This window comes from Fictibacillus sp. BK138, from assembly GCF_004216955.1.
Taxonomy (GTDB): domain Bacteria; phylum Bacillota; class Bacilli; order Bacillales; family Fictibacillaceae; genus Fictibacillus.
This window is the reverse complement of the sequence record NZ_SGXL01000001.1, coordinates 2,802,089-2,826,421: the sequence shown is the minus strand read 5'-3', so window position 1 is coordinate 2,826,421 and position 24,333 is coordinate 2,802,089. Positions and strand designations below refer to the sequence as shown.

At 39.9% G+C, this 24,333-nt stretch carries 29 protein-coding genes and 1 pseudogene; 23 read left to right on the top strand and 7 right to left on the bottom strand.

Features of this window, described 5'->3' with window-relative positions; all coding sequences use genetic code 11:
- Positions 1–9: 9 nt before the first annotated feature.
- The 3 genes from EV282_RS14265 to EV282_RS14255 are packed head-to-tail and all read left to right on the top strand — an operon-like array spanning position 10 to position 2,074.
- A complete protein-coding gene (locus tag EV282_RS14265; protein ID WP_130296434.1) occupies positions 10–912 on the top strand; it encodes an alpha/beta hydrolase in 903 nt (300 codons plus the stop codon).
- Positions 913–931: 19 nt separating this feature from the next.
- Positions 932–1,504 (top strand): DUF4256 domain-containing protein, encoded by a 573-nt coding sequence (locus tag EV282_RS14260; RefSeq protein WP_130296433.1) that lies wholly within the window; start codon positions 932–934, stop codon positions 1,502–1,504.
- 60 nt (positions 1,505–1,564) lie between these two features.
- Positions 1,565–2,074, top strand: coding sequence for a GNAT family N-acetyltransferase (locus EV282_RS14255; protein ID WP_130296432.1), 510 nt, complete (start codon positions 1,565–1,567; stop codon positions 2,072–2,074).
- A gap of 281 nt (positions 2,075–2,355) precedes the next feature.
- Here EV282_RS14255 and EV282_RS14250 read toward each other — a convergent pair whose 3' ends face one another.
- The gene (locus tag EV282_RS14250; protein WP_425590195.1) at positions 2,356–3,543 is read right to left on the bottom strand and encodes an endonuclease; all 1,188 of its coding nucleotides are present in this window, start codon (positions 3,541–3,543) and stop codon (positions 2,356–2,358) included.
- A 278-nt stretch (positions 3,544–3,821) separates the two neighbouring features.
- On the opposite strand from EV282_RS14250, the gene EV282_RS14245 reads away from it, so the two are divergent.
- From EV282_RS14245 to EV282_RS14210, 8 genes are all read left to right on the top strand, one after another.
- Positions 3,822–4,466: a pentapeptide repeat-containing protein gene (locus tag EV282_RS14245; RefSeq protein WP_130296430.1), complete on the top strand. Its 645-nt coding sequence runs from the start codon at positions 3,822–3,824 to the stop codon at positions 4,464–4,466.
- A gap of 248 nt (positions 4,467–4,714) precedes the next feature.
- Positions 4,715–5,242, top strand: coding sequence for a GNAT family N-acetyltransferase (locus EV282_RS14240; RefSeq protein ID WP_130296429.1), 528 nt, complete (start codon positions 4,715–4,717; stop codon positions 5,240–5,242).
- A 104-nt stretch (positions 5,243–5,346) separates the two neighbouring features.
- The gene (locus tag EV282_RS14235) at positions 5,347–6,411 is read left to right on the top strand and encodes an NAD(P)H-dependent flavin oxidoreductase (RefSeq protein ID WP_130296428.1); all 1,065 of its coding nucleotides are present in this window, start codon (positions 5,347–5,349) and stop codon (positions 6,409–6,411) included.
- Between the two features lie 111 nt (positions 6,412–6,522).
- On the top strand, positions 6,523–6,780 hold the full coding sequence (locus EV282_RS14230) for a phage holin family protein (RefSeq protein ID WP_130296427.1): 258 nt from the start codon (positions 6,523–6,525) through the stop codon (positions 6,778–6,780).
- A gap of 135 nt (positions 6,781–6,915) precedes the next feature.
- Positions 6,916–7,254: an RNA polymerase sigma factor gene (locus tag EV282_RS14225; protein ID WP_130296426.1), complete on the top strand. Its 339-nt coding sequence runs from the start codon at positions 6,916–6,918 to the stop codon at positions 7,252–7,254.
- A gap of 245 nt (positions 7,255–7,499) precedes the next feature.
- The gene (locus EV282_RS14220) at positions 7,500–8,753 is read left to right on the top strand and encodes an L-lactate MFS transporter (RefSeq protein ID WP_130296425.1); all 1,254 of its coding nucleotides are present in this window, start codon (positions 7,500–7,502) and stop codon (positions 8,751–8,753) included.
- A gap of 119 nt (positions 8,754–8,872) precedes the next feature.
- On the top strand, positions 8,873–9,325 hold the full coding sequence (locus EV282_RS14215; RefSeq protein ID WP_130296424.1) for a GNAT family N-acetyltransferase: 453 nt from the start codon (positions 8,873–8,875) through the stop codon (positions 9,323–9,325).
- Between the two features lie 221 nt (positions 9,326–9,546).
- Positions 9,547–10,194 carry a YrrS family protein gene (locus EV282_RS14210; protein ID WP_130296423.1) on the top strand — a complete coding sequence of 216 codons (648 nt, stop codon included), beginning with the start codon at positions 9,547–9,549 and terminating at the stop codon, positions 10,192–10,194.
- A gap of 67 nt (positions 10,195–10,261) precedes the next feature.
- Here EV282_RS14210 and EV282_RS14205 read toward each other — a convergent pair whose 3' ends face one another.
- The gene (locus tag EV282_RS14205) at positions 10,262–11,023 is read right to left on the bottom strand and encodes a class I SAM-dependent methyltransferase (RefSeq protein ID WP_130296422.1); all 762 of its coding nucleotides are present in this window, start codon (positions 11,021–11,023) and stop codon (positions 10,262–10,264) included.
- Positions 11,024–11,254: 231 nt separating this feature from the next.
- Between EV282_RS14205 and EV282_RS14200 the strand changes: the two genes are divergently transcribed.
- The 3 genes from EV282_RS14200 to EV282_RS14190 are packed head-to-tail and all read left to right on the top strand — an operon-like array spanning position 11,255 to position 13,094.
- On the top strand, positions 11,255–11,842 hold the full coding sequence (locus EV282_RS14200; RefSeq protein ID WP_130296421.1) for a SurA N-terminal domain-containing protein: 588 nt from the start codon (positions 11,255–11,257) through the stop codon (positions 11,840–11,842).
- 28 nt (positions 11,843–11,870) lie between these two features.
- Complete coding sequence (locus EV282_RS14195; protein WP_130296420.1) at positions 11,871–12,371, top strand: DinB family protein; 501 nt, start codon at positions 11,871–11,873, stop codon at positions 12,369–12,371.
- 18 nt (positions 12,372–12,389) lie between these two features.
- Positions 12,390–13,094, top strand: coding sequence for a polysaccharide deacetylase family protein (locus EV282_RS14190; RefSeq protein ID WP_130296419.1), 705 nt, complete (start codon positions 12,390–12,392; stop codon positions 13,092–13,094).
- 52 nt (positions 13,095–13,146) lie between these two features.
- Here the strand turns inward: EV282_RS14190 and EV282_RS14185 are convergent, their stop codons facing one another.
- A complete protein-coding gene (locus EV282_RS14185; protein ID WP_165389475.1) occupies positions 13,147–13,599 on the bottom strand; it encodes a universal stress protein in 453 nt (150 codons plus the stop codon).
- Positions 13,600–13,758: 159 nt separating this feature from the next.
- On the opposite strand from EV282_RS14185, the gene EV282_RS14180 reads away from it, so the two are divergent.
- From EV282_RS14180 to EV282_RS14165, 4 genes are read left to right on the top strand one after another with little or no spacing between them, the layout of a single operon-like run.
- Positions 13,759–15,048: a phytoene desaturase family protein gene (locus EV282_RS14180; RefSeq protein ID WP_130296417.1), complete on the top strand. Its 1,290-nt coding sequence runs from the start codon at positions 13,759–13,761 to the stop codon at positions 15,046–15,048.
- A gap of 2 nt (positions 15,049–15,050) precedes the next feature.
- Positions 15,051–15,914: an RNA polymerase sigma-70 factor gene (locus EV282_RS14175; protein ID WP_130296416.1), complete on the top strand. Its 864-nt coding sequence runs from the start codon at positions 15,051–15,053 to the stop codon at positions 15,912–15,914.
- An 18-nt stretch (positions 15,915–15,932) separates the two neighbouring features.
- A complete protein-coding gene (locus EV282_RS14170) occupies positions 15,933–16,496 on the top strand; it encodes a GNAT family N-acetyltransferase (protein WP_130296415.1) in 564 nt (187 codons plus the stop codon).
- A gap of 16 nt (positions 16,497–16,512) precedes the next feature.
- Positions 16,513–17,190, top strand: a complete 678-nt coding sequence (locus EV282_RS14165; protein WP_130296414.1) for an HAD family hydrolase — start codon at positions 16,513–16,515, stop codon at positions 17,188–17,190.
- A gap of 249 nt (positions 17,191–17,439) precedes the next feature.
- Here EV282_RS14165 and EV282_RS14160 read toward each other — a convergent pair whose 3' ends face one another.
- Both EV282_RS14160 and EV282_RS14155 read right to left on the bottom strand, forming a co-directional pair.
- Positions 17,440–18,681, bottom strand: coding sequence for an MFS transporter (locus EV282_RS14160; protein ID WP_130296413.1), 1,242 nt, complete (start codon positions 18,679–18,681; stop codon positions 17,440–17,442).
- A complete protein-coding gene (locus tag EV282_RS14155) occupies positions 18,681–19,118 on the bottom strand; it encodes an ArsR/SmtB family transcription factor (protein WP_130296412.1) in 438 nt (145 codons plus the stop codon). Before EV282_RS14155 ends, EV282_RS14160 begins: the two co-directional genes overlap by 1 nt.
- A gap of 299 nt (positions 19,119–19,417) precedes the next feature.
- On the opposite strand from EV282_RS14155, the gene EV282_RS14150 reads away from it, so the two are divergent.
- From EV282_RS14150 to EV282_RS14130, 5 genes are all read left to right on the top strand, one after another.
- Entirely contained in the window at positions 19,418–20,305 is an 888-nt protein-coding gene (locus EV282_RS14150) for an AraC family transcriptional regulator (protein WP_130297007.1), read from the top strand.
- A gap of 106 nt (positions 20,306–20,411) precedes the next feature.
- Positions 20,412–21,527, top strand: coding sequence for a DNA polymerase III subunit beta (gene dnaN, locus EV282_RS14145; RefSeq protein WP_130296411.1), 1,116 nt, complete (start codon positions 20,412–20,414; stop codon positions 21,525–21,527).
- A gap of 17 nt (positions 21,528–21,544) precedes the next feature.
- Complete coding sequence (locus EV282_RS20690; protein WP_165389473.1) at positions 21,545–21,913, top strand: DUF4181 domain-containing protein; 369 nt, start codon at positions 21,545–21,547, stop codon at positions 21,911–21,913.
- A gap of 16 nt (positions 21,914–21,929) precedes the next feature.
- Positions 21,930–22,376, top strand: coding sequence for an NUDIX domain-containing protein (locus EV282_RS14135; RefSeq protein WP_130296410.1), 447 nt, complete (start codon positions 21,930–21,932; stop codon positions 22,374–22,376).
- Positions 22,377–22,391: 15 nt separating this feature from the next.
- Complete coding sequence (locus EV282_RS14130) at positions 22,392–22,940, top strand: GNAT family N-acetyltransferase (protein ID WP_130296409.1); 549 nt, start codon at positions 22,392–22,394, stop codon at positions 22,938–22,940.
- A gap of 18 nt (positions 22,941–22,958) precedes the next feature.
- Here EV282_RS14130 and EV282_RS14125 read toward each other — a convergent pair.
- Positions 22,959–23,212: pseudogene (locus tag EV282_RS14125) on the bottom strand (YiaA/YiaB family inner membrane protein).
- Positions 23,213–23,313: 101 nt separating this feature from the next.
- Positions 23,314–24,270, bottom strand: coding sequence for a helix-turn-helix transcriptional regulator (locus EV282_RS14120; RefSeq protein WP_130296408.1), 957 nt, complete (start codon positions 24,268–24,270; stop codon positions 23,314–23,316).
- Positions 24,271–24,333: the final 63 nt, after the last annotated feature.

The following is a 24,333-nucleotide window of genomic DNA, read 5'->3' as shown; positions in this document are numbered from 1 at the left end:
GGGATAACAATGAGTGGAGAACTAATTGAGATCAGAGGTAAAAAACTTTATGTAGAATGCATCGGCTCGTTGGATAAACCACCTGTTCTGTATCTTCACGGTGGTCCAGGAGAAAGCTGTCACGATTTTTCGTATCATCAATCTAAGAGATTGGGAGAACATGTTAGATTAATAGCTATTGATCAAAGAGGCGTTTGCCGGTCGGAGATTATCCATGAGAACGAAGAATTTGGATTAAACGATCTTGTAGAAGATTGCGAAGCGCTGAGAGAGTCACTTAATATTGAAAAATGGTCAGTGATTGGACATTCTTTTGGTGGATTCCTTTCTCTTCTGTACGTTTCAAAATATCCTGAATCCATAGACAAGGTGATCTTTGAGGGTCCTACCTTCGATTTTGAACTAACTTCGAGAAGTTTGATAAGAAAAACAGCCAGGTTATTAAAAAAACACGGGAAACCTGAATTGCACTTAAAAGGGTTAATTCTTGCAGAAAGTGATCTATCCATTCGTGAACTAACAGAAAAGTATATGGAACTAAGTGATGAACTCGGAGAAAACAGAATGGAGATCTATAGACATAATCATAACAATCCCACGGATTACTACTCGTTCTACTCGGAAAAAGAGTGGGATGAATTCTATGATCGGTCAGAAATACACTATAACTTATTAAGAGAAGAAGGGGAGATTTTCAAGTCTCTGCTTCCGAAGATTAAAGAGGTAACGAACCCTATGCTGCTGGCTGTTGGAAAGTACGATGCGGCAACCTGTGATAAACACTTCGAAATCTTTAGGGAAGATGCCATCGATGGGGAAGTATATATCTTCGAAAATAGCGGTCACACACCTCACTACGAAGAAGCTGATCTTTTTAAAGACATCGCAGTTGGGTTCTTAAATCGTAATTAAACAATAAGGAGGAACAAATATGACAGCGACTACCGGTAAAAAGGAATTATCACTCGAACAGCGTGAAGAATTACTGGAAACATTGAGTACCCGTTTTGAGAAAAACATGGACCGTCATAAAGATCTGGAGTGGGACAAAGTACAAGCAAAGCTTGAAGCTGATACAGAAAAGCTGTGGTCGCTCAATGAAATGGAAAGGACTGAAGGGGAACCGGACGTTATTGATTACGATGAAAAGACGGACGAATACGTTTTTTGTGACTGTTCAGCCGAAAGTCCCAAAGGCCGCAGAAGTCTTTGTTACGACCGTGAAGCACTCGAAGCGAGAAAAAAACATAAACCAGAGAATAGCGCACTTGATATGGCAGCTGAAATGGGCATTGAACTTTTAACGGAAGACCAATATCGGGCATTGCAGAAACTTGGAAACTTTGATAAGAAAACGTCCAGTTGGGTACAAACCCCTCCAGATATTAGAAAACTAGGCGGGGCTCTTTTCTGCGATTATCGTTTCGGGCATGTCTTCGTATACCACAATGGAGCTGATTCCTACTATGCAGCAAGAGGCTTCCGCGGCTTACTAAAAGTTTAATCTAAAAATAACAAAAAAAGCTTGGATTTGTTTAACGGTTACGAAAGGCTGGAATAAATCATGGCAAAAAAAGAAGCACCGAAAATTCAAACAGAACGATTGGTTTTACGTCCGAGAGCAGAAAAAGACATTCCCAATATGATTAAAATGTTAAACAATGATGAAGTAAGAGAATTTCTTGGAATTAATCCCCCTCGTGATGAACACTCAATGTTAGAAATGGTTAGGAATCGTACTGAAACAAAATGGACGGTCGCATTAAAAGATACGGATGAATTCATCGGTGATGTAATGATTCCAGAAATTGCAGAAGGTTATCTTGGCGAAATTGGTTATCGCTTCATGAGGGAGTATTGGGGAAGCGGTTTTGCGTATGAAGCGGTTTCCGCGATCATTGAGCATAGTAAAAGCACATTAAACCTCAAACGCCTATTTGCTACTATAGATAATAAAAATATACCGTCAAAAAAGTTAATTGAAAAACTTGGATTTACTTTGGTAGCGGTGTTGCCTGAATCGCATTTACACGGCAGAGTTGCTGATATAGCTTACTATTCTCGTATAGTATAAGCATTTTTACGCTCTCCTGAGAAAAATGGACAAACTGGTGAGTGATTAAACAACTAATAATAAGCTTATTCCACTAACGGGGGCTTTAATTGAATAAGACATTACTTAAAACTTAAAAGGACCGACTCTAATTTAAAGTCGGTCCTTTTGCTTGAGAATTATACTGTGATTCACTCATATAAACTTGTGTGATTTTATATGAGATTTTATACGTTTTTTATCTGTTTGCGCCTCACAAGTAAACCCGTTAGATTTTTTAGCCAAAGTGTTTTAATATTCGTTTACCAGATTTCTTCAGCCCATTCTGGATGGTCGATGAAAGGATTTCGGTTGTGCTGATAATCGTTATAGATGATGTTATTGCGGTTGCGTTCCCAGTTATCAACCGGATCTTCTAAATGCCACTGCAGCAGCACCGACATTTTACCGTGGTATGGAGCCGTTCCGTTATTCACGTTGTTGTTTAGCTCTAGCTGAGGCTCACCGCTGTCGCCTTCATAACGGACAGCCATGTAGAACAGCATGCGTGCAACGTCGCCTTTTACCGCATCCCTCGGTTCCCAAGAATCACTGTCATAATAGTTACCAAGTGCTTCAGAGTGTTGCGTACCTCCATTATCAAAATCAAGGTTGCCTCTTGAACTGTTTACTGTTACATCAGTCGGACGAAGGTGGTGAATGTCTGTACCCGGTCCCATCGTCGTACCGAAATCACCGTGAGATTTTGCCCAAACGTGTTCACGGTTCCAGTCGTTCACGTTGCCGCCGTTCGTTGTTTTACTTTGAGAACGTCCCGTATATAACAGAATTACGTTGCTGCTGTTGTTGGGATCTTCGTCTGTTTCTTTTAACGCTTCCCAAACTTCAGAATAAGAAAGCTCCGTGTGATCGTCGATGATGTTGTGCAGAGCGGTTTTTAAAGCTGCACCCGTTTTCCCTCTGGCTGAATCATAATAAGAATCGTCATACGCTGGCGGATCAGTCGGATCCCCTGGGTCACCTGGATCTCCAGGATCAGAGCCTGATGCTTTTTCCATCGCAGTTGCGTTCTTTAAGCCAGGGTGTGAGAAATAAGCGGTTAAGTTTCCGGTTACTTTAATCGATTGCCCTTTTAAGGTTGGATTTGATTGTAAGCCGAATTCTGAACGGAACGATGAAGGGATTTGGACATACACCATATTGGCCGTGTTTGTTTCAGAAGCATTGTCCGCGAGTGCGAGCGCATAGTCGTTCGGATAGTTGCTCGTCACAACCGTATTGGTAGCAGTAGGCTGCCCGACAACATACCCTTGCACCGTTTTGATGCTGTTGTTTTGATTGGATAGGGCTTGAGAAACAGAGTACGGACTTGTCCAGGAACCATCACCGGCCGCCTGAAGAGTAGGAATGAATGCTAGTGTACTGATCGCTAAAGCAATGACTACAGAAAAAAGAGAAAGAAACTTCTTGTTTCCATGCCTTCTTTTCATCATCAACGCCTCCATTATTTTATTTTCTTTCTAAGCTTTAAACTGCTTTTATTTTACAATTATTTCATTAACTTCATTTTACAGACTTGTAAAATCTCAACCTAGTTACTAAGGAACGAACTATTTATCAGGAAAAAGCAGTTAGATATGCCTAGTAGATAATCGGGAATGGAACGAAACCGAACTTTTATAGTATAAGTCTGCAGTCTAGTTAGAGGGAATATGCATGTTGTGTCGAAACAGACGAAAAGAGAAAACCGTGAAATGAGGTGAGTGAATTGAAAAAGAAAATAAGATCAATCAACAAGCCAGACCTGCCCGAACACTTGGAAAGATTAGAGATAAACGGGCTGGGGGATAGTGATTCATTCGAAATGGGGATGGTTGAATCATCCGTTGGAACACTTGATGCAAAGCATGTGCAATTTAATGAAGTTCTTATAAAAGGTGTCAACTTGGGAGATTCCCAGTTACCATTTTCGGCATGGAATGATGTTGTCTTTGAAAAATGCGATCTGTCGAACGTAAAGTTAACGGGTGCACGGTTCAACCGTGTGGAATTTATTGAATGTAAACTGGTAGGTGCGGATTTTGATGAAGCAGTTCTGCGTGATGTTCAATTTATCGACTGCCCTGCTCCGTATTCCTTGTTTAGTCTTACTGAACTTAGAGATGTTCGGTTTGATAATTGCTTGTTAAAAGAAGCAACTTTCATCGAGTCCAAGCTGGACAATTTACAACTTGGTACTTCAACGATTCAAGAGGTGCAGTTTTCAGACACATCATTAAAAAATGTAGACCTGAGCAGATGCCAATTTTCATTCATACATGTAAAGGAAGATGATCTGCGCGGTGCCATCATCTCACCTGAACAGGCAGTCACCTTAATTGAAGTGTTTGGTGTGGAAGTGAATGACGATTGAGGTTGGGACCGGACAAAAATGGCGGTTGACCGTACAATAATCAAGCTTGACCGAACAAAAAAGTGGCGTCACCGAACAATTTTTCTTCTTAACCGAACAAAAATAGTTTTACTCAAAAAAATATCCGCCTGAAAAAGACTGCCAGTACTTCCCCGTTGCGTTCTAATCTATCCCAACAAAAATACTAGTGGTTTAAATGAAAAAAGGATATTATTTACTATTGGGTGGAATTTACGATAGGGGGGTTAATGATGTCTGACCAAAAAACACATATTCGTCCTGTACGAGTAGAAGATGCTGAAGCTGTCTTATCGATTCAGCGTGAAGTCGTTGGAGAAAAAGATTATTTTATTGCGGTATCCGAGGAATTTAACAAAACGACGGAAGAGCATCAAGAATGGATTCAGAAGATTATTGAACACGAAAGGGAAACCATGTTCGTGACAGAAATAGAAGGCAAAGTGGTCGGATGGATCGTATTCAAATCACAAGAGCGCAAAAGAATGCATCATACAGGTTCGTTTGCGATCATGCTTCAAAAAGACTGCAGGAATAAAGGGATTGGCAAGCTGTTGATCCACGAATTGCTGCGTTGGGCAGAAGAGCATCCGATCATAGAAAAAGTTTCATTAGGTACGTTCTCGACGAACACAAGAGCGATCGAACTCTATAAAAAGCTTGGTTTTGTTGAAGAAGGACGCAAAGTGAACGAATTTAAGTTTAATGAAAATGAATACGTAGATGATGTACTTATGTACAAATTGGTAAAAGCATAAATAGATTGAAAGATTGCCGTGTAATAGATCTTGAGCTTTGGTCAAAACAGACTAAAGCTCTTTTTGATATGATGTTAAAAAACCATGTGGAGGGTGAATGCTGTATGATCTGTAAAAGACTGAACATCAAATACCCTATTATCCAGGCAGGAATGGCAGGCGGGCCGACAACTAAGGAGCTTGTAGCCACAGTCAGCAACGCAGGGGCTCTTGGAACGCTAGGAGCGGGGTATATGTCACCAGAAGATATACGAAATGTACTCTCGCAAATTATGAAACTAACGAAAGAACCTTTTGCCGTTAATCTCTTTCTTCCACAAGTCTATGAAAAAAACGAAGAGCAGATCTTAGGCATGCAGAAGTATTTAAATAAGTTCCGGATACAGCTCGGCATTCCGGAAGTCAGTTCTGTCCCGGATATCCAGGATCTTTTTGAACGACAGCTTGCCGTGGTGATTGAAGCGGGAGTGAAAATAGTTAGCTTTACGTTCAACAAGCCTTCTGCTAGTTTAATAGAAAAATTGCATGATAGCGGAATTACGGTGATCGCCACAGCAACAACTGTAAAAGAAGCGAAGGAACTAGATTCACTCGGTGTTGATATGATCGTAGCACAGGGGAGTGAAGCGGGTGGTCATAGAGGGACTTTCTTGGATGCTGAAGATGAAGCACTGATCGGCACGATGGCATTGGTTCCCCAAATCGTTGATGCTGTTCAATGCCCTGTAATCGTAGCCGGAGGGATTATGGACGGCAGAGGGATGGCCGCAGCATTCTCGCTAGGAGCATCAGCGGTACAGCTAGGAACAGCTTTTCTAACCGTTCAAGAAAGCGGTGCGAGCGGAATCCACCAGTCAGCCATCTTATCAAGCAAGGATACCGATACAAAAATAACCCAAGCGTTCTCTGGAAAAAGCGCGAGAGGATTTAAGAACGAAATGATGTTGAGTTTAGAGAGCGCAACTGACTTGCCGCCTTATCCGATCCAGCATGTATTAACATCAGACATCAGAAAAGAAGCGGCAAGGCAAGGAAACAAAGAGTTGATCTCTATGTGGGCAGGACAGGCATCTGCGTTAAGCAAGAAGCAATCGGCTAAGCAATTGATTGAACGAATTATACAAGAATACAAAACAACGATTTCAAAGATTTCAACTGAATGGAACTAAGCCAGCATCACATATCGTGATGCTGTTTTTTATTGTGCTGCTGTTCTTTTAGTTAAGCCATAAAAATATATTGTGAATAAGCAGTACAATACAGTGAACGGGGTGACAGTTATGGATTTTGCGAGTATGGCAGCAAATTTTTCACCGTATGTCGGTCTGGCTGTGATTTTATATGCGATTCGCCAAACAGAACGAGTGTCAAATAAGTATATCCCGATTGTAGCGATCGTGTTAGGAGTCCTATATTCTTTTTGGGAAACTGGAGGAGCAAGTCCAGGTGCTACATTAGAAGGATTGAAATATGCACTGCTTGGAATAGGAACGGTTGCTGGTGTTAAGTATTCGATTGAAAACAAAGGCAAGAAATAAAAATGAAAGCAGTACTGCGTAACAAGCGGTACTGCTTTTTTTGAGAAAAACAAATATGTACAATTATTATACAAATGTTTAACAATAATCAGAAGGGGTAATGTAAACTAAATCTATGAAAAGGGTGATGCTGCTATGAAACTGAAAAAAGATTTAGATTCTGAGCTTCTTGAGAGATTGTTGTTTAAAGATCCTGAGGCTCTAAAACAATTAGTAAGTTCATACAGCAGACTTCTCTTTCAGATTGCCGTTCGAATAACTGGAGATCAAAAAGCTTCTGAAAAAATACTTTGTGATGTATTTCGGGAACTTTGGGACAAGCCGAATCATTTTAATCAATCTGAAGACACTTTTCTTTCAAGCTACCTGATCAAACGCTGTAAAATCAAATGTGTTCAGTTTGAAGAGACTTATATAAATTCTCTTTTGTCAAAAAAATCAAAAAATTATATTGCGGCTTGCCGTTCTATCTGATAACATTAAAAGCGTTTACAACTATTGCAAACTGAAATGGAAGATTTGCACGATCTGCTCATTTTCTATTTTATAAAATAATGATGAATGATCTCTCTGCACGAGTATGTAGAGATGTTAGGCAACATTCTTAAAAGACTTATCATTGTATAAGTTCTTTTGGATGTTGCCTTTTTCTTTTGTTGCAATAGGCGTAACAAGAAATAATACTTAACAAAATTAACTTTTTAGGGGGGATATCCGAAATGAAAAAGACAAAAAACCGTTGGCTTATTGCATTGTCGGCTGTTGGTATTCATATTTCAATCGGGTCTGTTTATGCGTGGAGCAACTTTACTAATCCACTAATTGATAAGTTTGGCTGGTCAGCGTCACAAGTACAGATGACGTTCAGTATCGCTATTCTTTTCTTAGGATTTTCAGCTGCATTTCTAGGACATTTCGTTGAGAAGCACGGTCCAAAAAAAGCAGGTATGCTTGCTGCCATATTTTTTGGAGTAGGTATTGCTGGATCGGGGCTGGCAGTTAATATTGGCTCACTGCCGCTGCTTTATATCTTTTACGGGGTGCTTGGCGGAATAGGACTAGGCGTCGGATACATCGCACCTGTTTCAACACTGATCAAATGGTTCCCTGACCGTCGCGGTCTGGCGACTGGACTTGCAATCATGGGCTTTGGTTTCGCGGCTGCAATCAGTTCGCCGATCATGGACTCATTAATCAAGTCCGTTGGGGTAGCGAACACGTTCTTTATTTTAGGAATCGCTTATTTTGTCATCATGACATTATCTTCTCTTTATTTAGAAAAACCAGAAGAGGGATGGCTGCCGGAAGGGTTTAAAGAAAACGTAGAGAGTGGAAAGGTGAAGATCAAGAAGGACCTTTCTCAACTTACGGCAAATGAAGCTGTAAAAACTCGCCGTTTCTATTACCTGTGGATCATGCTTTTTATTAACGTAACGTGCGGAATTGCCATCCTTTCAGCTGCAAAACCTCTTGCGCAAGAAAGTATCGGTCTTTCAACCGCAGAGGCAGCAGCACTTGTCGGGGTACTTGGATTGTTCAACGGATTCGGTCGTATCGGCTGGGCTTCCATTTCGGATTACATCGGGCGGCCAAACACATACACGACGTTCTTTGTCTTACAGATCGCACTCTTTTTCATGCTGCCGCAGACAACATCATCGATTCTGTTCCAAGTGATGCTTGCGGTCGTTTACACGTGTTACGGCGGTGGATTCGCATCGATTCCAGCATACATCGGTGACTTGTTTGGAACAAAGCAAGTTGGTGCGATTCACGGCTACATCTTAACAGCCTGGGCAGCGGCGGGTCTTGCTGGTCCATTGTTCGCAGCATGGATCAAAGACACAACAGGATCATACGCAAACAGCTTGTCATTCTTCTCAGGTTTGTTCGTTGTGGCACTCGTCGTTTCCATTTTAGTACGCTTTGATATGAAACGATTAGCCGCGAAACAAGAGAAATCAGTAGCATAGTCTACCATAAAGAAATGCAGTGCTTTCATTGACGGGAAAGCGCTGTTTTTCTTTGAATAGTTTTTGAGAATATATGGTATGGTTAGGTTGATACATAATGACAGTCAAAAGGGGAATTTATGAATAACAACCTAGTAGAGATCGTAGAATTAAACGCAGAAAATTGGTATGAATGCTGTACGTTAGAAGTGTCTGAAGAGCAGGCAGGTCACATTGAGCCAAATGCCGTTTCAATCGTTCAATCGAAATTTGAACCGACTTTAAAGCCTTACGCTATTCAGTTTGAAGGCAAAACAGTTGGCTTTCTCATGTTTAATACAGTTGAAGAAGAACTTGGCGGGTATTGGATCTATCGAATCATGCTCGATAAGAACTATCAGCAAAAAGGAATCGGGAAAATCGCGACACAGTTAATGATTGAAGAAATGAGTACATTGCCTAACGTAAAAAGAATTGTAGTAGGTTATCACCCTGAAAACTTAGGAGCGCATCAGCTTTATAAAAGTATGGGATTTGTTGATAACGGAGATCGGTTCGGCAAAGAGATGGCCGTAGTTTTAGAAGTTAATTAATATTTTTCGACTGCCTGAATGGGTAGTCTTTTTAACATGGAAAGAAAACATCCTATAGCAATTTCTAACAAAGCTCCTTATACCCTCATCTTTTCACACCATTTTTACGAATAGTGTTGAGTGATTAAAAGAGATTCTTATTTGATAGAACTCCTCATAATGGAGTTCTTTTGTTTTGTTTCAAAGATAGAGGGAACCGTATTTTAAGGAGTGATTTATAGATGGGAAGATATAACAAAAAAGAGAGAAGTACGAAGAAAAGGAATGTTGTCCTGTTTACTGCGTTAAGTGCAGTCCTTTTAGCGCTATTGTTCCTACCGAAAGATGCGTTGTTAATGGGCAATGAAGAAGAGGAACCCGTTAAAAAAGAAAGCAAAGAACCAAAACATAAAGTTGTAAAGCTTCAGCCAGACAATGAAAGTGCATATGAAGATGAAGAGAAGAACTCTGATAAAAAGGAAGAAGCGCAAACAGCAAGTGAAGAATCGGAGCCTTCTGAAGAAATCGGTATAGATCCAGAAAAAGAAGCGGATAAAAAAGAAAAAGCTAAAAAAGCAGCAGAAGAGAAAAAGAAAAAGCAAGCTGCTGCGGATAAGCCTAAAATTAACGAACCGATCGGAACATCCCAAACCGGAACACACACATCAAGTTATGAAGAAGGCAGTGTAGATTGGAATGAGAAACTGAAAGCCATTCGTCTTGCTACAGGACTTGATGAAAACATGACAGTTTGGAAGATCGCAAACGGAGGCGGACCGCAAAAATCGGTAGCAGAAGTGAGTCCAGACGGTAAGCCTGGTGAAAGATATACGGTAAATCTTGAGTGGGTTGACCAAAAAGGATGGAAAGTAACGAGCGTGAAAAAGTAACAGGTTAATATAATGAAGCTGACTCCAAATAGGGATGAACCTATAATGGAGTCAGCTTTTTTTATGATTAACCTTTTTTAGCTTTAAGCAGGAAACGATGCTGCTTTACGTCAAAATACCCCTTTAAATGGATCATCTCATGAATTTGGTGAAGTTGAGGTATATAGTTTTCACTTTTGAAATCGGGAACTTGCCAAGGTATTGCTTTTAAATAATAGAGAAGAGCTCCGATGTCATAAAAACGTTGAGTCGGAAATTCTTCTTTCGCCTCCAGGACTTCGAATCCATTTTCACGTAATTCTTTCTCTGCATAAGCGAGCTCCCAATGTGAAAACTCGTCATTTACCGGAGCACCAAGAGCATGATTAATATCTACATAATCGGAACCGCCAACCTGCTGCGTTACAAAAATGCCATCATCAGTCAGTACTCTGCGCACTTCACTCGGAGAATAGGATTCATGTTTGTTGATGATCAAATCGAACTGCTGATCATCAAAAGGAAGCAAGTCATCCTCACCGATCTGATAAACCTCTACGCCTATTGGTTCAAGCCTTTCTCTAGCTACTGGAACATTCGGCGGGTAGCCTTCTGTTGCACAAACTTTTTCCGGAAAAGGCTGCAGCTTTGATAAGAGCTCACCACCGCCCGTTCCCATATCTAGCATGGATGCGGATTTCTGAATGAGCGGCAACACCATGCTTCCATATGACCAAGAAAGCAAACTGCTGCTCACCCGGCCGGTTTCTGTTATATAGGAAAAATCCCAACCCGAAAAAGGCTTTTCAATTTCTTTTAAATAACTCTCAAATGATTGATCTTTTAACATAATGGCACCTCCGTAATTTTTTGAAAATGATGATTAATAAAAGCAGCCGGAGGGCCTCTGCACAGATAGCGTTTTTATATGTCATGTTCAAATGTATTCATTATTTACTCCCCTCACACAGTTTTAGTTGTTTAGTTATTCTTTAAAAGAAGGCATTTTCCTCCAAAATAGCAGGGTTTTAAAACTTTTTGTCGAAATTCAGCAGACGCCGATTTATTAAGGAGCGACTGGATGAAAGATAAAAGGACAGTTTTTTTTGGAGCAGTTACACTTATTCTGCTCATTTTGGTTACCAGTCCTGGTGATCAAAGTTTTGCTCAATACATACGATCATTTGCTGACTCAAACATCACTTATAAAGAAGTTCTCTCTGAACATGAAATCGAGGAACTCACCTATTTTTACGAGCATGTGATGAAGAAAACAAAGAAAGAAGCAACAAAAACGGCTATTGATCGTTTATTAAATGATAAAGCAGTTCAACTAGAAGCCAAAAAGCAGAAGCTGAGTGTTTCAGATGAAGAAGTTCAAAAAACAATCAACATCCAAATGGAGCATGCAAAAAAGATAGATTCACCAGAATTGACATCACTACTAAAATCTTTAGATATGACGATCGAAGAGTATTATCAAGATTACGCCTATGAAAAGGTGCGCGGAAAGTTATTAGAAAATAAGTTATTTCATGAGGTCACAAAAGATATTCAAGATCCTGAAGAAAAAGACAAGGTATGGATGAAGGAGAAACAAAAACTAATTAGAAGTTTTATGGCCAAAAATCATGTAGAAATCGAGCAACTAAAAAAGAAGTATCTGTAGCTGAAAAAGAAAGGAAGGAGGAAGAATGATGTCTGGAACTCATCATGCCATTGAAATGTTTGATTATCACATTTGGGCAAATAAAACGTTGTTTAACCGTTTAGTAGAACTGCAAAATGATGTATATCATCAAGAGATTCAAAGTGTATTTCCTTCTATCTCTAAAGTAGTTTCACATATGTACATTGTGGATCAGCTATGGTTTCACATCATTTCTGGAGTAAGTATGAGTAAAGCCCTTGAAATTGAAAAAGTAGAAACGGATACGAAGAACATTGAAGAAATCGTTGTTATGTTTCAGGAGTTATATGATCAGTATAGAGACTTATTAAACAAGCAAGAAGACTTGGACAAAGTGACAGTCCTGGATACACCATGGGCAGGGCGGAGAGAAACGAGTCTCTCTGAGATGGTCATGCACCTTGTAACTCATGGGTCTTACCATCGTGGGAATATTACAGCAATGCTTCGTCAAATGGGCTACCCATCGGTTACAACAGATCTGACTAGCTATTGGTATTCAGGTTGAGCATAAAAGGAGAAACACATGAAAAAGACGATATTGATTGTTTTGATTTCTATCGTAATACTGTTTACGATCGCCTATGGTCTCCTGAAAATCAGCAGTTCAAGAGATTTTCAGTTTTACGGCGGTCTTGTTACAAAAGCAGAAACGACAGATAAGATAGTTGCACTAACGTTTGATGATGGTCCTACGGAAAACACAGATGAAATTTTATCGATTTTAAAAGAAGAAGATGTAAAAGCGACATTTTTTGTTACAGGGCGTGAAATTGAGGAAAACTTTAAAGAAGCGAAAAAGCTGGCTGAAGCAGGTCACGAACTAGGAAACCATTCCTATTCTCATAAAAGAATGGTCTTGAAATCACCATCTTTTATTAAGAGTGAAGTTGAGAAAACAGATGAACTGATCCGGAAAGCCGGCTACGAAGGGACGATCCAATTCAGACCGCCTTTTGGAAAAAAGCTGATCGGTCTTCCTCGTTATTTGGATAAACATGATCGAAAGACGGTCCTTTGGAACCTAGAACCTGATTCATATCCGGAAATCGCCTCGGATTCAGAGAAGATCGTAAAGCATGTAAATGAAAAAATAGAACCTGGATCCATCATACTTCTGCACGTTATGTATGAAAGCCGGGAAGAATCCATGAAATCAGTAAAAGGAATCATCAAGGACTTGAAGGCACAAGGATACACCTTTCAAACGGTCTCTGAAATGCTGGAATAAAAAAAGGAGCACACTCTCGCTAGAGTGGGCTCCTTTCCTGTATTTGCTGTAATTATTTTGCGACAAGTACTGGCTGGTGTGCGTCAGATACGACTTTTTGACTGACGCTGCCTAGGAATAATTTTTTAAATCCGCTATGGCCTCGGTTTCCGATGACGATGAGATCGATGTTATGGGTATCCGCATACGAGCAAATTGTCGAAGACGGGTCTCCATGCAGAATGGCTGATGTTGTTTTTGTTGCGGGATCGACTCTTCTTTGTGCTCTGTTCAGGATTTCTTCTCCATGACTTTGCTCAGTAATGGCAGCCTCTTTCACTTCAACAGTCGTACTTTCCATGCCTACTGGATAAACTCCGCCGTACAACGGAAGAGATACCTCATTCGTCACGTAGAGCAACGTTATTTCAGCACCTGTGTTTCTGGCGATCTCAATGCCATTGTGAAGAGCAACAAAGCTTCCTTCTGAACCGTCAACTGCTACGAGAATCTTTTTGTATAACATCACGTGATCTCCTTTCATGCAGATTTGGCAACTTCTATTAAAATAGTTACCTTATAAAAACATTACCCCTTGAAGTTTTATGTAAACAAATTCCGGTTTTCTGTCACAAAACATAACCCTTTCTCGTCTTGTTTGTAAAATCAGAAAGTGGTGATGGGATTGAATAAATACGATGCAGCGATTATTGGTGGCGGAGTTTCTGGATTGGCAGCGGCAGTGTACCTGGCTAAAGCAGGACGATCTGTTGTTATTTTTGAAAAAGGAAAAGAACTTGGAGGGCGAGCTCAAACTGTTAATCGAAACGGTGCACTATTTAACCTGGGAGGTCATGCATTATATAGAGGGGGAGCAGCAGAAGAGATATTACAGGAACTTGAGATAAACGTCTCTGGAAATGTTCCCGATACGAAAGGATATGCCATATGGAGCAATGGACTCCTAGAATTGCCAGATTCGTTAACCAGTATGTTAAAGACAAAGTTATTATCGTGGTCTGGAAAAATGGAGCTTGGCAAATTAATGATGAAACTTCGGAAAATAAATGCCGCTTCCATTAAACCAATGACATTGCGAAAATGGGCAGAAACAGAGGTTAAAGACCCAATGGTTAGACATGTGTTCTATGCACTCTGCAGGACATCTACTTATTGCATAGATCCGGATAAGCAAGCAGCAAGTGCTGTAATTAAACAAGTTCAGCTTGGTATGAAAGGTGTTCTGTATATAGACGGCGGATGGCAGACGATAGTAGATCATTTAAGAAGGAAAGCCGAAGAAAATGGTGTGGAAATCCTTACAAACAAAAACGTTGTTTCTATAGACTGTAAAGAAATGCAGCAAATCCATTTTACAGATGGAGAAAAGCTCGAAGTGCCAAACGTTATCGTAACAGCTGGTCCAGAACAAACGTGTAAAATTGTTAAAGGTGCTGAACAAACCATGCTTCAGGAATGGAAGGAACAGGCACAACCCGTTTATGCAGCGTGTTTGGATGTAGCATTAAATAATCTTCCCAATCCGAACCATAACTTTGCGATAGTAGTGGATCAGCACATTTTATTTTCGAACCACTCACGAGCTTCAACGTTAAGTAATAATGGATCGACAGTACTGCAGCTTATTAAATATCTAGGGACTGAAAAAAATAGCGATCCTAAGATTCACAAACAAGAGCTTGAAGAAGTCATGGATCTTATGCAGCCAGGGTGGAGAGAGAACGTAATTGCTCAACAATTTCTCCCTCAAATGACTGTTGTCCATGATACCATCACAGTGGATGACAAACGTTATTTTGGTCCATCTATTCCTGAGATTCCAGGGCTCTATATAGCAGGAGATGGAACAGGACATGGAGAAATGTTGGTGGACGCAGCACTTGCCAGCAGTAAAAGAGCAGCTAATGCCATAATCGAGAAGTATGGAGTTCAAAGGGTTCAGAGGGAGGCTTGACGATGAATGAAACGGAACAATTATTTATGGTGCATCGTCCTTTGTTATTTTCATTGGCGTACCGAATGTTAGGAAGTGTGCAGGATGCAGAGGATATTGTTCAAGAAGCCTATCTTACCCTGAGTGAGACAACAACGGAACACGTTCTGAACCCGAAAGCCTATCTCTGTAAAATGGTGACTAACCGCTGTATCGATTTGCTGAAATCAGCAAAAAAACAGCGGGAATCCTATACAGGTCCTTGGCTTCCTGAACCACTCCTAATAGATGACAAGGAAGATCCAGCTCAAAACTATATCATGAAGGAATCGCTTTCCACGGCTTATTTGCTTTTGCTAGAACAGCTATCAGAAACGGAACGTGCCGTATTCCTTCTGCGTGAGGCTCTTCAATATGACTATGACGCCATTGCGGATGTGGTAGGGAAGAGCAGTACAAACTGCAGACAGATTTATCACCGCGCGAAAAAAGCAGTCGGGAATCATAGACGATCTGATCCATTAACACCAGCTAAAGCGCACGCGCTCTCAGAACAGTTTGTTTCAGCGATTATTACAGGAAACGTTAGTAAACTATTAAGCTTGTTAGCCGTTGATGCGACTCTTTTATCAGACGGTGGAGGGAAAACAAAAGCAGCCCTATTCCCAATTCTTGGTGCAGAACGAATCTCTCGTTTTTATATGGGAATCCTGGCTAAAACAACTGAAGATTTTTCATTCGAATATACAACGGTTAACGGTGACCCTGGTATCGTATTGTATATAGAAAGCCAGGTCTATGGAGTGCTTTCACTTCATGTCCAAGACGACTTGATCAAAAAGATATACTGGGTAGCAAATCCCGATAAATTATCTCATATCAGCTGACATAATTGGAGGAACACGATGAAACCGATACTATTAGACTTTCCAACAGAATTTACAACAGATAGACTGCTGATCCGCTTGCCGAAGCCTGGTGATGGCAAGGCAAGGTTTGAAGCGATCAATGCTTCCATTGAAGATCTAAAACCATGGCTGCCCTTTGCTCATATAGATCAGACAGAAGAAGATGTTGAAGTAAATATAAGAGAGGCGCATCTGAAATTTTTGAAGAGAGAAGATCTGCGTCTTCTCGTTTTTCTAAAAGAAACAGGTGAGCTCATCGCCTCATCTGGTTTGCACCGGATTGACTGGGACATCCCGAAGTTTGAGATCGGCTATTGGATCGATTCGCGTCACGGAGGAAAAGGATATATGACAGAAGCGGTTCAAGGAATTACTGATTTCGCAGTCAATGAATTGAAAGCTCGTCGGATCGAAATCCGCTGTGACACGAAAAACGTAAGAAGTGCTGCGATACCTGAACGATTAGGCTTTACATTAGAAGGGATTCACAGGAATGACTCTTTAGCTGTTGGGTCAGTTACTGTACTTAGAGATACAAGTGTTTATGCGAAGGTGTTTTAACTAGGAGGACTTTCTTTTGATAAAAGCAGTTTTTTTCGACCTTTATGAAACGCTTATAACAGAGTGGAACGGCAATCAGAAAAAAGCAGTATATTCGACCGATGAGCTTGGACTGGATCCCAAGGTTTTTAAAATAGAGTGGGATAGCAGAAGAGAGCTGCGGATGAACGGAACCTTTCCAGATCACCCTAGTGTATTGAGGGATATCTTGAATTCTCATGACTTATCTCCAGATCTTGATTTGATCGAGAAAGTTCATCAACAGAGAGTGTGGGCAAAGACAGTACCTTTTCAAGAAATGCATCCAGAAGTAATAGAATTACTCGCAACCCTTAAAGAAAAAGGCATGAAACTTGGTCTGATCTCAAATTGTGCACCAGAAGAAGTCTTTTCCTGGAATACAAGTAAACTAGCAGACTATTTTGATGCTGTTGTTTTTTCTTATGAAGTAAAGGTCGCAAAACCAAGTTCTGAGATCTATCATATAGCATGTAAAAAACTTGGGGTAACACCAGAAGAAGCTATATTCATTGGTGATGGTGGAGCTAATGAATTAGTGGGGGCAACTGAAGCTGGTTTGAAAGCTTATCATGCTACTTGGTTTTTGCCTGAAAAAATAAGCAGTAAAATCATTGGTTATCCGAAGCTTAAAACGCCATCTGATCTATTAATAATGGAACTAGCACGATATTAACGTGCTAGTTCTTTCTGTATGGTCTGATAGGAACGGGTTAACAACCATATAATCAAAGTAAATATAGGGTCATGCGTGAAAATAAGGGGATACTGCGTGAAACTCGGGCAGTCTTGCGTGAAACCAGCACTTAATCGCGTGAAACCAAAGCGTTTATGCGTGATATAAGGTGTTTTTTGCGTGAACGTGTAACAGATAAAAGAACACGTACCGTAAAAATAGACTTAGATCCAAATTTTTTGCTCCTCGTTATCTTGCTGCCCTTTCTTGTTTTTCTTGGACCGTAATTGCTGCTTTTTGACCACCAAACATCATCACATTAAGAGTGACTGCTACTATTATGATAGCCAGAGATGTTCCGATCACAATGCTTTTTACTCCGAGCCAACTACTCATAAATCCAGCCGTAAAAATAGTCAAAATAAGGATGAAGCTTTGAAAAAAACCAAGGGTTGCCCCGACTCGACCCATCTTTTCAGCAGGCACACTTTTTTGGAAAAAGGTTTGGTACCCTGTGTTAGCAAATGATGAGAAGAATCCTAAGATGATAAATCCGATGCATGCTGATAAAAAGGACTGTGAAAAAGCATAGATCGCAAAACCGATACTAAAAAGGATGGAACCAAAACCGATCAAATAAGGGATCGGAATCTTGTTTGCAAAAACAGTCATAAGGAAAGAGCCTGATAAATAGCCGAGCCCAGTAATACTCACAAGTAAACTATACTGACTCTCAGATAAGCCGATGATCGTTTGTGTGAATACAACTTCTTGTGAATCAAGTGCGATGGCAAAGGTCATGATGATTTGGAAAAGGATATAGACGGATAGGAACAATCGATTCAGTTTTAAAAAGGAGAATACTAGTTTCCAGTCGCTCATTATCATTTTTATTCCTTTGTTACTTGAGATATCTGAGTCTACTTTTGTATGCAAGCTGGGTAAGAGGGATAGGAGAATGGCAGACAGTATAAAAGAGAGAGCATTACACCAAATGGCGATTTCATATGTACTATAAAAGACGAGTGCACCAGCAATTGCTGGTCCGATGACAAGCGCTCCTGTTATCAGTATAGACGCTATTGAGTTGTAGCGAAGCAGCTTGTCTTGAGGAACCAAGTGAACAGTATAAGCTCCAGAAGCTGGATTGAAAAAAGAACTGCAAAGACTGATGAAAAACAAAATTGCATAAATGAGCCAAACATCAGAAATGAGAGGGATAAGAGCTACAAGAATTCCTCGCAAAATATCGGTAATGATCATGATCGTTTTTTTATTCATGCGGTCTATTAAACTTCCAGACCAAGAACTTGTCATGATACCAGCGATTGGAGCGATCAGCCACAGTGTCGCAACGGCTGTAACAGAGTCAGTTTTTGCAAAAATAAACAAGTTCAGTGCAACAAGATAGATAAAATCTCCAATGTACGAAATGCCGACCGCTGATAACAGAAGACCAGGGTATTTCCAATCTTCAAATACTCGATTCATTATTTATTCTCCTCAAAAGTACAAACAACCTGATATTCTTTTTTATCGTTATCCTTTGTAATCTGGCTTTCCCAACGGACAAAAAGCTGCTCCAGTTCTAAGAAAAACTGCCTTTTTTCATCATCATTTAATAAAAGATTAGTAGATACGGAAGAAGGGGCTGATGCGTTTTTGTCCTTTATCTCAAAACGGGTTGATTTGGATCGGTAGTATTTTTCGATGATTCCGCCTTTCTTTTGTTCTCTTACAAGTTCAAGAATCCCCCCATTATAGAGAAGCTGAATGTGATAATGAACGGTCCCGGCGGTTTTACCTAACTTGTCTGCAACTTCTTTGGCTGTCAGTTCTTGTTCATTTAACAAGTGAATGATCTGGATACGGGTGGCGTTGGCAAGCAATTTTTGCTGATCAGCTGATATGGAAAGAGAAGTGGTCATGATTAAAACCTCCTAATAATCTAATTTTATAAATCATTCTATTTTTTTAGAACAAATCCTTCTTGTTCTTAAAAAAAGTGGATGTCGATTCTTGTCGAGGAAAGTAAACTCGTGGATAAACAGCAAATATTTTTGGATTCGAGCCTCAATCTCGTGGATAAAATACGAAAATTTTTGGATTCAGCTATAAAACTTTTGGATTGAACTCAGGTACAATACATATTAGGAAGAACTTAGCAAAAAAGGTTAAGAACGAATAACTGTTCGGGGATATGATGGAAGCAGGGTAGGTGATGGAGATGGATTATGAGGTTTGTATTCAGCGGACATTGGATTATATTGAAGAAAACTTGCACGAACGGATCACATTAGAGGAGCTTGCAGAGCTCGCTTGCTTCTCGCCGTTTCACTATCATCGGGTGTTTCATTTTCTCGTAGGAGAATCGGTCATGGATTATGTGCGGAAAAGAAGGCTTACGCATGCAGCACAAAGACTTTTAAACTCTGATGAAAAAGTGATCGATATCGCACTGGATCTTGGATTTCAATACCAGGAGTCATTCAATCGTGCTTTTAAAAAGTTCTTTGGTGTCTCGCCTAGACAGTACCGGAATACAACTTTTATTCCGAGGTCTCTTCATCAAAAAGCTTACCTGAATATGAGCAGTTTTACGGGAGGAATTTCTATGGAAATGAAGTTAGTTACGAAACCTGCGTTCAACCTGATCGGATATGAACTGAAAACACGAAATATCGATGGCGAAAACAACCATGAGATCCCAAAATTCTGGCAGCATTATATCCAAAACAACCTTGGAGCTAAAATACCAAACCCTCTTAATAGAAATGAACTTGGGCTTTGTACAGACTACAACATGACCACGGGCGAGTTCGTATATATCATTGGGATGGAAGTGGCAGAAGGAACACCTGCTCCTGAAGGCTTAGTGTACAGAAGCTTTCCTGAAAAGGAGTATGCTGTTTTTACAACACCTAAAGCGACAGAAGAAAACTTCCCTTCAACGATTCAATCTACTTGGGTTGAAATCTACTTAAAGTGGTTTCCGAATTCAGGATATGAACAAGAAGGGACCCTTGAGTTTGAGTTGTATGATGAAAAATGTTTGGGTAATGAAAAGCAGATCGATATTTATATCCCGGTAAAAAAACAAAAAGTAAAAGCATAGGGAAAAGTAAGGCAGCTGCAAAGGGCTGTCTTTTTTCTTTTTAAAAAGACTTTTGTATTTTTTGTCGAATAATAAAGTAGACAATAAGATTGGAAGGAAGTAACATATGGAATTTTTAATTTCACAGAATCTTTTTAGCAAAGCTCTTTCTGATGTTAGTAAAGCAGTTTCATCAAGGACACTATTACCTATTTTATCTGGTATAAAGATTGTTGCAGAAGAAGATGGTATCACTTTGGTCGGCAGCAACTCAGACATTATCATTGAACGAATCATTCCGGTAACGGATGAAAAAGTTAAGATACGAAAGACGGGGAGTATGGTTGTCTCTGCAAAACATCTAACTGAACTTGTTAAAAAGCTGCCCGAACGAATCCAAGTTAAAGCGGATAATAACCAAATACATATACAAGCAGGAACGATCAGCACCAAGCTGAATGGTATTGATGCGGAGGAATATCCCACACTTCCTGTAATTGTTGGCGATTCCATACATATACCAGCAGAAGAATTAAAGGATGCCGTGAAAACAACAGGATTTGCGACAGCGAAAAGTGAAACAAGACCTGTCCTGACAGGGGTGAACCTCACTTTTGCAGAGAACTCATTCACTTCGGTTGCCACAGATTCACAGCGTTTGGCATTCAAGAAAAGTGACATTCAAAGCTCAGGTGAAGGAAGCTTTCTCGTTCCGAAATCGAGCATAGATGAACTAGCCAAACTCGTAAACCATTATACGGGTATGGTAGAGATACAGTCAGCGGAAGGCTTTATCCATTTTAAAACCGATGAGATTTCCTTGTATTCAAGATTGATTGCAGGGCATTATCCAAATACTTCTGCTCTGATTCCAAATGAAGTAAATACGACTCTCGTATTGTGCAAAGAGACACTGATTAAAGGAATAGACCGTGCGTGCTTGTTTGCCGGAGAGTGGAAGAACAATAATGTCGTGCTAAGTATAAATGAACAAAAGCTGTCTATCTCTTCTGGTTCAACTGAGATGGGCAACATTGAGGAACTTCAAGAGATAAAGGCCATTGAAGGAGAGTCGGACTTGAAAATATCAGTCGACGGTCAATTCTTGCTGGATGCCTTGAAGACAATTAACGTCGCAGAAATCAAGATGAAATTCAGTGGTTCGATGAAACCAATCGTTATTGAATCTGCAAGAAAGGAATCAACCTACTTGCACCTGATCTCGCCAGTCCGGTCTTATTAAAGTTTCAGGAGGTACATGTGTCTATATTTCTATTAACCTTTATAGCCTTTTTGGTAACTGCCTTTGTTTCGGAAAAAGTATTAAGGAGAAAGTACAATATTCAAAAAAACAAATATAAACACGTTAACAGCTTTCACAAATGGGGAGAATTTCTGATTATAGCTGTTTTTATTATTAGCGGAATTGAATGGGTATTTAATGATAACGCACATCCGATGCTTCAGTATGTTTTTCCTATCAGTTTAACATTTCTTTGGGTATATAGGACTCTCATGGAATGGAAGTTTAATAGGGAAAGTAAGGAGTATATTATTTCTCTCTCGGGTCTGGTATGTATGACCGTTTTCGTTCCAGCTATTATTTTTTTAAATATATACGTTAAATAAAAGGAGAAACAAACATATGCTGACTTTTATAAATGAGCTTCCAACAGATAAAAAGATTGCGGGTGTTCATACCATTCCCATTACAGAAGAAGGGAATATTATGATGGCTTGGGACGAAGATGAGCAAATTCTCACAACGATTGGTGGCAGAGTGGAAGGAAATGAGAGTTTAGAAGTAGCTCTTACACGTGAAGTAATGGAAGAATCGGGAATAACGCTTCATGATGAAAAAATCCCACTTGCTTGCTGGTATTGGGATTCTACCAACACGTATACAGTTTGGTACTTGAGCAGAGTTGACCAATTTGTTTCAAATACTTTTACCTTAGAAAAAACAGGCCATGTAATAAGTAATTTTGAAACAATGAAACAAATGGTTAGAAAAATGGAAGGTGCCACAAGTATCCGGATGCAACTATTAATCGAAGCAGAAAAAAGAGTAAACCAATTTAGCTGCGTATAATCTTAGGAGATTTCAATGAAAAAACAAATGCCAAAAGTAATATTGCGTGAATTAATAATGAAAGATGCAGAAGACCGTTTTCAATGGTGCATGAATCCAGAAGTGACTAGACACCTCAACATGCCTGATCGAACACCACCATTCAGCTTGAATGAGACGAAGGACTGGATAGAAAAGTGCATCAACAAGTCAAATGGTTATGAACAAAAAGCAATACTTGCTGAAGATGGCAAACATATCGGTTGGATTGATTTGAAGAACATCGACTCTTTAAATAAACATGCAGAATTAGGCATAGCGATAGGAGATAAGAACTATTGGGGCAAGGGTTATGGACTTGCTGCAATGAATGAAATGTTAACATACGGATTTACAGAGCTCGATTTAAACAAGATCTGGCTTCGAGTGGAAGTGGATAATGAAAAGGCAATTAGATCTTATAAAAGAGCAGGATATGTAGAAGAAGGTATCCTAAGGCAAGATCGATTAAGAAAAGGCAAGTATGTGGACAGGCTAAGAATGAGTATTTTAAAAGAAGAATATGTAAAGGGAAGGCACTCCTGATGCCTTCCCTTGTTTTTGTTATTCAGCTTTACTCATTCTGCGTTCTTGCTCGGCGATGATCTCATCGTCTTCTGCATTATCACGTGTAACCTTTTGTGTAAGGATTGCGCCTACCGCGACTAAGATCATAACTGCAATGTAATACCCTTTTTCGTTCAGTTGCAGATTATCTGCATTTAGAGACCGATACAGAACATGGAAACTCCCGCAAAAAAAGTGAAATACGCCAATACCGTAAAGGCCGGAGTGTTTCTTCTTCTATATTTTTGCATATGTACTTCCCCCTTTTTAATTAGAGAGAATAAAAATATATATGCCAAATCGTATCTTCATTATAATCAAAAAAAGGATTAATTTCCTTATTCTTCTTGTTTTAATTGTATAGGTAAAGCACAGACTCCGCCATTTTAGTTACAGCTTCAATCAATGAAACAGGATGTTTAATCCTGATTTGATTACCAAAGCCTAATACATAGGCTTCTGCTTCTTCCTTCGTGTCAAAAGAAAGCTTAACAGGAATCCAGCCATCCTCGTTCGGTGCTCCAGTATGTAACACTTGAGCAAAACGTCCAGTAAACATTAAACGCGGAATAATGGCAGGAGACACCTCAACATCCACTTCAAAGACAGGTAGATTTTGAACAAAGGTTTGTTTGGACTCATTCCAATACTCAGCTAGTTTAAAATCTTGTGGTCTTGCAAATACCTCGTCAGTCATTTCAGCAGATTTTATTCGAGATACTCTAAAGTTTCTAATGTTATTTTTTGAGAGCGCGATAAGATACCACGTACGTCCTTTTGCTACCAATCCCAATGGCTCAACGATTCTCTCTGATGTTTCTTGGTTTGCTTTTTCATACCCCATCTTTATTTTTCGTTCTTCCCATATTGCTTGCTGCAAGGTGCTTAGTGCCGAAAGTTCTTGACTGGACTGTCTCCAAGTATCGGTATCGATATGAATGCGGTTCCACATATCATCTGCTTGTGATTGAAGAGCGTTTGGAAGAGATGCCAATAGCTTCTGCCGTGCTTCCTTCCAATCCTTTGTGAAACCAAGATCACTTAGAAGCTGAAAGGAAGGGGAAAGAAACAACGTTCTTAGCTCGTTGTCTTTTAATCCTGTTAGTTTTGTTCGGTATTGATCAACCAGACGCCATCCCCCATGTTTTCCGCGTTCGGCAAGTACCGGAATTCCAGCTGCACTCAACGCATCCATGTCACGATGGATAGTACGTTCTGTTACTTCTAGTTCGTCGGCTAAAGCTTTCGTAGTCATCTTTTCATGATTTTGCAGCAATAATAAGATACTTATCAATCGGTCTGCTCGCATACATTTCTCCTATTTTTTAATATGACAAAAGGTGTCAACTTTAAAGGTTATACTAAAGATAAT

Excerpts from the sequence above, each read along its gene's own strand:
- EV282_RS14240 (WP_130296429.1), top strand. The coding sequence starts at position 4,715 with ATGATGTCTGACCAAAAAACACATATTCGTCCTGTACGAGTAGAAGAT.
- EV282_RS14210 (WP_130296423.1), top strand. The coding sequence starts at position 9,547 with ATGGGAAGATATAACAAAAAAGAGAGAAGTACGAAGAAAAGGAATGTT.
- EV282_RS14130 (WP_130296409.1), top strand. The coding sequence starts at position 22,392 with ATGAAAAAACAAATGCCAAAAGTAATATTGCGTGAATTAATAATGAAA.
- EV282_RS14175 (WP_130296416.1), top strand. The coding sequence starts at position 15,051 with ATGAATGAAACGGAACAATTATTTATGGTGCATCGTCCTTTGTTATTT.
- EV282_RS14160 (WP_130296413.1), bottom strand. The coding sequence starts at position 18,681 with ATGAATCGAGTATTTGAAGATTGGAAATACCCTGGTCTTCTGTTATCA.
- EV282_RS14170 (WP_130296415.1), top strand. The coding sequence starts at position 15,933 with ATGAAACCGATACTATTAGACTTTCCAACAGAATTTACAACAGATAGA.
- EV282_RS14260 (WP_130296433.1), top strand. The coding sequence starts at position 932 with ATGACAGCGACTACCGGTAAAAAGGAATTATCACTCGAACAGCGTGAA.
- EV282_RS14185 (WP_165389475.1), bottom strand. The coding sequence starts at position 13,599 with ATGTTATACAAAAAGATTCTCGTAGCAGTTGACGGTTCAGAAGGAAGC.
- EV282_RS14200 (WP_130296421.1), top strand. The coding sequence starts at position 11,255 with ATGAAAGATAAAAGGACAGTTTTTTTTGGAGCAGTTACACTTATTCTG.
- EV282_RS14120 (WP_130296408.1), bottom strand. The coding sequence starts at position 24,270 with ATGCGAGCAGACCGATTGATAAGTATCTTATTATTGCTGCAAAATCAT.
- EV282_RS14155 (WP_130296412.1), bottom strand. The coding sequence starts at position 19,118 with ATGACCACTTCTCTTTCCATATCAGCTGATCAGCAAAAATTGCTTGCC.
- EV282_RS14150 (WP_130297007.1), top strand. The coding sequence starts at position 19,418 with ATGGATTATGAGGTTTGTATTCAGCGGACATTGGATTATATTGAAGAA.
- EV282_RS14220 (WP_130296425.1), top strand. The coding sequence starts at position 7,500 with ATGAAAAAGACAAAAAACCGTTGGCTTATTGCATTGTCGGCTGTTGGT.
- EV282_RS14215 (WP_130296424.1), top strand. The coding sequence starts at position 8,873 with ATGAATAACAACCTAGTAGAGATCGTAGAATTAAACGCAGAAAATTGG.
- EV282_RS14225 (WP_130296426.1), top strand. The coding sequence starts at position 6,916 with ATGAAACTGAAAAAAGATTTAGATTCTGAGCTTCTTGAGAGATTGTTG.
- EV282_RS14235 (WP_130296428.1), top strand. The coding sequence starts at position 5,347 with ATGATCTGTAAAAGACTGAACATCAAATACCCTATTATCCAGGCAGGA.
- EV282_RS14205 (WP_130296422.1), bottom strand. The coding sequence starts at position 11,023 with ATGTTAAAAGATCAATCATTTGAGAGTTATTTAAAAGAAATTGAAAAG.
- EV282_RS14265 (WP_130296434.1), top strand. The coding sequence starts at position 10 with ATGAGTGGAGAACTAATTGAGATCAGAGGTAAAAAACTTTATGTAGAA.
- EV282_RS14250 (WP_425590195.1), bottom strand. The coding sequence starts at position 3,543 with ATGAAAAGAAGGCATGGAAACAAGAAGTTTCTTTCTCTTTTTTCTGTA.
- dnaN (WP_130296411.1), top strand. The coding sequence starts at position 20,412 with ATGGAATTTTTAATTTCACAGAATCTTTTTAGCAAAGCTCTTTCTGAT.
- EV282_RS14255 (WP_130296432.1), top strand. The coding sequence starts at position 1,565 with ATGGCAAAAAAAGAAGCACCGAAAATTCAAACAGAACGATTGGTTTTA.
- EV282_RS14230 (WP_130296427.1), top strand. The coding sequence starts at position 6,523 with ATGGATTTTGCGAGTATGGCAGCAAATTTTTCACCGTATGTCGGTCTG.
- EV282_RS14190 (WP_130296419.1), top strand. The coding sequence starts at position 12,390 with ATGAAAAAGACGATATTGATTGTTTTGATTTCTATCGTAATACTGTTT.
- EV282_RS14195 (WP_130296420.1), top strand. The coding sequence starts at position 11,871 with ATGTCTGGAACTCATCATGCCATTGAAATGTTTGATTATCACATTTGG.
- EV282_RS14135 (WP_130296410.1), top strand. The coding sequence starts at position 21,930 with ATGCTGACTTTTATAAATGAGCTTCCAACAGATAAAAAGATTGCGGGT.